The 5,435-nt window shown below is 43.4% G+C and carries 6 protein-coding genes; 4 read left to right on the top strand and 2 right to left on the bottom strand.

Annotated elements, in window-relative coordinates; genetic code table 11:
• Positions 1 to 556: 556 nt before the first annotated feature.
• The 3 genes from L6773_RS20905 (at position 557) to nadD (ending at position 3,151) form a co-directional block, all read left to right on the top strand.
• Complete coding sequence (locus L6773_RS20905) at positions 557 to 1,528, top strand: polyprenyl synthetase family protein (RefSeq protein WP_237856620.1); 972 nt, start codon at positions 557 to 559, stop codon at positions 1,526 to 1,528.
• Positions 1,518 to 2,351: an outer membrane protein assembly factor BamD gene (locus L6773_RS20900; protein WP_237856619.1), complete on the top strand. Its 834-nt coding sequence runs from the start codon at positions 1,518 to 1,520 to the stop codon at positions 2,349 to 2,351. Before L6773_RS20905 ends, L6773_RS20900 begins: the two co-directional genes overlap by 11 nt.
• A gap of 218 nt (positions 2,352 to 2,569) precedes the next feature.
• Positions 2,570 to 3,151, top strand: coding sequence for a nicotinate (nicotinamide) nucleotide adenylyltransferase (gene nadD / locus L6773_RS20895; RefSeq protein ID WP_237856618.1), 582 nt, complete (start codon positions 2,570 to 2,572; stop codon positions 3,149 to 3,151).
• Positions 3,152 to 3,607: 456 nt separating this feature from the next.
• Here nadD and L6773_RS20890 read toward each other — a convergent pair whose 3' ends face one another.
• Positions 3,608 to 3,874, bottom strand: coding sequence for a hypothetical protein (locus L6773_RS20890; protein ID WP_237856617.1), 267 nt, complete (start codon positions 3,872 to 3,874; stop codon positions 3,608 to 3,610).
• A gap of 291 nt (positions 3,875 to 4,165) precedes the next feature.
• On the opposite strand from L6773_RS20890, the gene L6773_RS20885 reads away from it, so the two are divergent.
• Positions 4,166 to 4,849: a sulfotransferase family 2 domain-containing protein gene (locus L6773_RS20885; protein ID WP_237856616.1), complete on the top strand. Its 684-nt coding sequence runs from the start codon at positions 4,166 to 4,168 to the stop codon at positions 4,847 to 4,849.
• Between the two features lie 280 nt (positions 4,850 to 5,129).
• Here L6773_RS20885 and L6773_RS20880 read toward each other — a convergent pair whose 3' ends face one another.
• A complete protein-coding gene (locus L6773_RS20880) occupies positions 5,130 to 5,333 on the bottom strand; it encodes a hypothetical protein (protein WP_237856615.1) in 204 nt (67 codons plus the stop codon).
• Positions 5,334 to 5,435: the final 102 nt, after the last annotated feature.

The following is a 5,435-nucleotide window of genomic DNA, read 5'->3' as shown; positions in this document are numbered from 1 at the left end:
AAAGCTTGATTGGAATCGAGGGGTGGTGCGAAAAATGATGAATGGATTCCTATCCGTTGGAATGGAAGCTGGTCAACTGCGCTAAAGCTTCGATGACCAAGGTCAACTACACTATCATTTCCATTATCAATTCGTTTATTCATGAAAAGCTTCGATGACCAAGGACAACTACGCTAAAGCTTCGATGACCAAGGACAACTACGCTAAAGCTTCGATGACCAAGGTCAACTACGCCACAAGGCTTCGTTGACCAGGGAGCTTGGGAACGAGTTAATAGACCGGAAAAAGGGCACAAGTGGGTCAACTACGCCAGAAGGCTTCGTTGACCGAGGACGCTTCGCTGAACACCTACGCCAGGTGATTCAAAATTTGGAGCCATAATTTGTGTTGCAATTTCATTTTTTAAACAAATTTACCAACAACCAACAACCAACAACCAACAACCGCCAACCGCCACCATCAACAACCAACAACCCCCTTCTTTTATTATGGTTCATTATTATCTCTCGGATTTCATATCTTTTAGACTTGATTGGAAACAAAATAAACGACTTTTTTGGATTTTATTAAACACTATGCTGCCCTGGTAGAAAGTGAACTTGAGCTACTGGATTTTCCCCTAAAACCAACTACGTTGTATGAGCCACAGCGGTATATTTTATCCGGGTCAGGAAAACGAATTCGTCCTATCCTGGCCCTGATGGGATGTGGACTCTGTGGAAAAGAGATCAGAAAAGCAATTCCTGCAGCCCTTGCTGTTGAGCTGGTTCACAACTTTACTCTGATTCATGATGATATCATGGACCAGGCCGACGTTCGCCGAGGAAACCCAACAGTACACCGTCGCTGGGACGGTTCAACAGCCATTCTATCCGGTGACGGCCTTTTTGTCCAGGCTCTACTGCAACTCCAGAGATTAGATCCCGAGATTGATTATAAGAGGGCAAATAAAATTTTCCTGGATGGAATCAACCGGGTTTGTGAAGGCCAGGCACTGGATATGGAGTTTGAGAATAGGATGGATGTTACAACGGGTGAATACCTGGAGATGATTGGTGGAAAAACGGCCGCTTTGCTCTCCGTATCATTACAGTTGGGAGGGATGGCTGCAAAAGCATCAGATGAACAATTGGAGTACCTGAAGCAGTTTGGAGAATCCCTTGGCCTGGCATTTCAGATACAGGATGATCTGATGGACGTTACCGCTGATCCGGAAAAGTTCGGCAAAAAGCAGGGAGGGGATATTTCCGAAGGGAAGAAAACTTTTTTGATGGTTCAGACGTTAGGATTCTGCGATCCTGATGAAAGAGAATGGCTTACTGGATGTTTGAAAAATCGTCCGTTGCAATCTGAAGCGGTTCAAAACGTTTTAGCATTGTATGAAAAATACGATGTTATTGAATCTGCTGAATCACTTTCACATGATTATTACGAAAAGGCGATTCACTCACTGAATCTATTTGGTGATTCCAACTATAAACAAGATCTTCAACAACTGATTAATTACCTGAAACGACGTGACTCATAATTATATGCGAGCAATCTCTTTATTACTTTTTGCAATTTTAATACTTACCTCTTGCCGAAGTGAAGAACTCATCAGGCCCGGAGATTCACTTGAAGTGGCTTATGAAAAAGCGATGATGCAGTATAACGAGGAGGAGTACAGCGATGCAGCTCGTGCCTTTGAAACCGTAATTTCGATTGGGCGGGGTACCGATTACGGTCAGGATGCTCAATATTACCTGGCTGAAAGTTATTTCAACAGCAATCGTTATTTGCTGGCGGCCTCTGAATACGAGCGGTATGCGCAATATCATCCTAACTCACCCAGAAGGGAAGAGGTAGATTTCAAGGAAGCACTGTGTTACTACGAGCTAAGTCCCCGATATCGGCTGGACCAAGAATATACAACCCGGGCCATTGAGAGTTTCCGCTTATACAGAACTCGCTATCCCGACGCGGAAAGGGCAGACCAGGCAGCTGATTATATCTCAGAATTGAGAAATAAACTAGCTCACAGAGATTACAACGCCGCAGATTTTTATATGAGGACAGAACGTTACAACTCCGCTGCCATCTATTTTGGCCTCGTTATTGACAACTATCCTGAAAGTGAGCCGTGGGCAGAACAAGCACTGGTTCGTCAGATTGAATCGTATGTTTTATATGCCGAAAACAGTGTTCCCGATAAACAAGCTGAGCGCTATGAGAAAGCCTTGGAGAGTTACAATACCTATCTCCAACTTTTTCCCCAGGGGGATAACAGGGGCAAGGCTGAAGATCTTTTTGACAGGGCCATGGCCGGTTTAGGTGAGGTAGATGACCAATCGGTTGTAGAGTCGAACTAACGTATTTTGAGTGAGATATACTGACTCAGAATTTGGATTCGAATTCCCCCTCCTTTGCAAGGAGGAGATTCAGGGGAGGTTAAAATGAGAACGAATTAGATACTGAGTAAAATAATCCATCAAATATTTTATAATCACTTTCGGCACACCTTGAAAAAGAGGGGATACAAGTGAACCGGAACTTCTAAGTCTACAAGTCTTAACTAAGCAGAATACCTTTGGAAAAAAGAGTCGGAATCTTTGGAGGTTCATTTGATCCGGTGCATAAGGGGCACATTAAAATCACCCGCTCTTTTTTAAAATCCGGTTTGATCCGGGAACTACTTATTCTTCTCACACCCTCACCCCCCCACAAACAAGCAAGGGATCAGACAGACTTTTCCCATCGGTTTGAGATGTTAAAACTGGCTTTTCAAACAGAGGAAAAGATTCGGGTAAGCGATCTTGAAAGGGGCCTGCCTCAGCCGTCCTACACTCTTCAAACCATTCAACATCTTCAAAACCGGTATCCTGATTCTATTTTTTATCTTTGCCTGGGTGAAGATAGCTTGCGCGATTTTCACAAGTGGCATAAATACAAAAAGATTTTAGAACGTGTAACCCTGCTTGTGGCCAGGAGGCCGGATGTAGATACCTCATCCGTTGATCCGGAGATCCTGGAAAAAGTAATATTCATTGATCACGAGCCGGTATCCATTTCTTCAACGGAGATACGAAATAAAAGGGGAGAGGTGACTACTACAAACCTGCCACCCGCAGTCACCGAGTATATAGAAAAGCATCAGCTTTACAGTAGTTAAGTCGAACAGTGAGTTCCACAGCTTCAAGAGATTCTCTTGTTCCTCTATGACCAAACCCGACCGAGTCACTTTTTAATCCGTAGAGCATTTCACTGATTGCACTTGTGCAATCACACACTCCGGAGGAGTGTAATGTCAATAGCCCGCGGCAAAAACCGGAACAACGTGATCGGTTTGCAGCCGTGGGGTTAGCAATAGCATAAATATAATCCCGAGGCGATGAACATCGAAAAAGCAAAAGATCATCCGAGGGGTAGTGCAATAAATAATGAATGGATTCCAGGACTGGTGGAATGAAAGCAGAGTTTAGAAAGTAGTAAAATGGAAACAGGCTGGAAAAGGGCACAAGTGGACACTTGCGCAAGTTGTGGAGATCTCTCACTCCGTTCGAGATGACAATTGTGCGGGTGTATGAACCGCGGCGTTTCAGATTCATCAGCAGAATCGCGTTTTGTCTTACGCCGCTTCGGCAGGTAGAGGTTGAGACGGCGTGGTGAGAAGTTTGAATTCGGCAAGGAGTGTTTTAAGCCGTCGATTGATCATCACCCGCCTGTCATTCAGAGCAAACCGACCGGCAGGGAGGTGCAGCGAAGAATCTCCTGGTTGAAGGGAGGGGCTTTGTAAAAGAGCTCCCTTACTGCATTCGGAAGTTAAAATGATTGCACTTGTGCAATCACACCCCAGCGGGGTGATTGGTTTTGTAACCCCGGGTGGAGGACACATGAAGAGCGGAGCTCTGAACAGAGGCCATAACCCGGGGATGGGAACGTCCTCTAAACAAGCTACCCCGAGGCGATGAATGATAAATAAGCAAGAGTTTAAGAGGGGTAGTACAAAAAATGATGAAAGGATTCCAGGACTGGTGGAATGAAAGCAGAGTTTAGAAAGTAGTAAAATGAAAACAGGCCGGAAAAGAGGCACAAGTAAGTCAAATTCGCTTCATAAAATCTTATTTTAAACATTTATGATCGATCTCTTTTATCTTTGAGAAGATCCTTAAATGAATTGTAATTCATGATCATATCTGTACACATGCCAAAAAGCGGGGGTGCGAGTTTCAGGCACCTGCTGGAAAACCATTTTAAAAAAGGATACTTGCAAGATCACGATTACCCGATACATGATCCCCGGGATAAACGGCATCGCAAAGTTAAATGGAAACGGACTTGGAACCGGCTTTCTGATAACCTGTTCAACAGGTATCAAAACGTTGAGTGTATTCATGGTCATTTTTTACCCTATAAATATGAAGATTTCTACCAATCGGGTGATCACACGTTTGTAACCTGGCTCAGGGATCCATTAGAAAGGCTGACATCCCATTACTACTACTGGAAAGAGTATCATGACAAGATGGATCAGCAACCACTATTAAAGAAATTTTTAGAGGAGAACTGGTCGTTCGAAGATTTTGCATTCTCAGAGGAGGTTCGAAATATCTACTCGCTCTTTCTGTGGAAATTTCCGTTGGAAAGGTTCAAATTCATCGGGATTACAGAATTTTATGATGAGGATCTGACCTTTTTTGCTGAGAATTTCCTGGATAAATCAGATGTATCAATACCCAAAAAAAATGTAAACAAGAAGAGTAAAGAGAAGAAAACAATCGATCGAGGACTTGAAAAGGAGATTAAAGAGTTCCATGAAAATGATTATCAGCTCTATGAATACGCACTTGAACAAAGATCAAAAAGGTAGTAGAGATTCAGTAACCGGCTCCCGAGCATTGGGGACGCCACCTTGAATTTTTGGTAGTTCCAGTGCTTTTCTGGTCTCGAGTCTCGGGGTTGTTTCAAGACAAAATGAACAAAATGATTTTTGAGGCTGATAACTTATTTTTGTGAATGCACATCAACCTTGATAAAGATATCATCGTAAAAAATTGGATTATATGGGTAATTTCAGGGGATTGAGGCGATGAATGTTGAAAAGGTTTGTTTGTAATCGAGGGGTTGGGGTTGATGATATTGTTTGCCTTTTAATACATTCTATGTTCTTTTGGGCCGCCCCCGACTTGCTCGGGACAGGCAAAAGAACGAAAAACTCCCGTCAGTGAAGAAAAACCCGCGGGTGTTGGCTCAGCATGGCAACCTTCTGCCAAAGGCATTCCTTTGGGGGAATGGTCCATCACGCGTTGAGGCATATTTAGGTTCACCGGTGATCCCGAGAATTCGGGACTCATTATGCTTCGTCTTTTCCTGATTTAGGTTGACAGTTTTAATGTTTATTTACTGTTATTCCTGAGGGAGGTTAACACTTTTCTTTCTAACAAGCTATCTACTAC

It is taken from the genome of Rhodohalobacter sulfatireducens, assembly GCF_022012475.1.
Taxonomy (GTDB): domain Bacteria; phylum Bacteroidota; class Rhodothermia; order Balneolales; family Balneolaceae; genus Rhodohalobacter; species Rhodohalobacter sulfatireducens.
The sequence above is the reverse complement of the archived record's forward strand: the minus strand, read 5'-3'. Positions and strand labels throughout refer to the sequence as shown.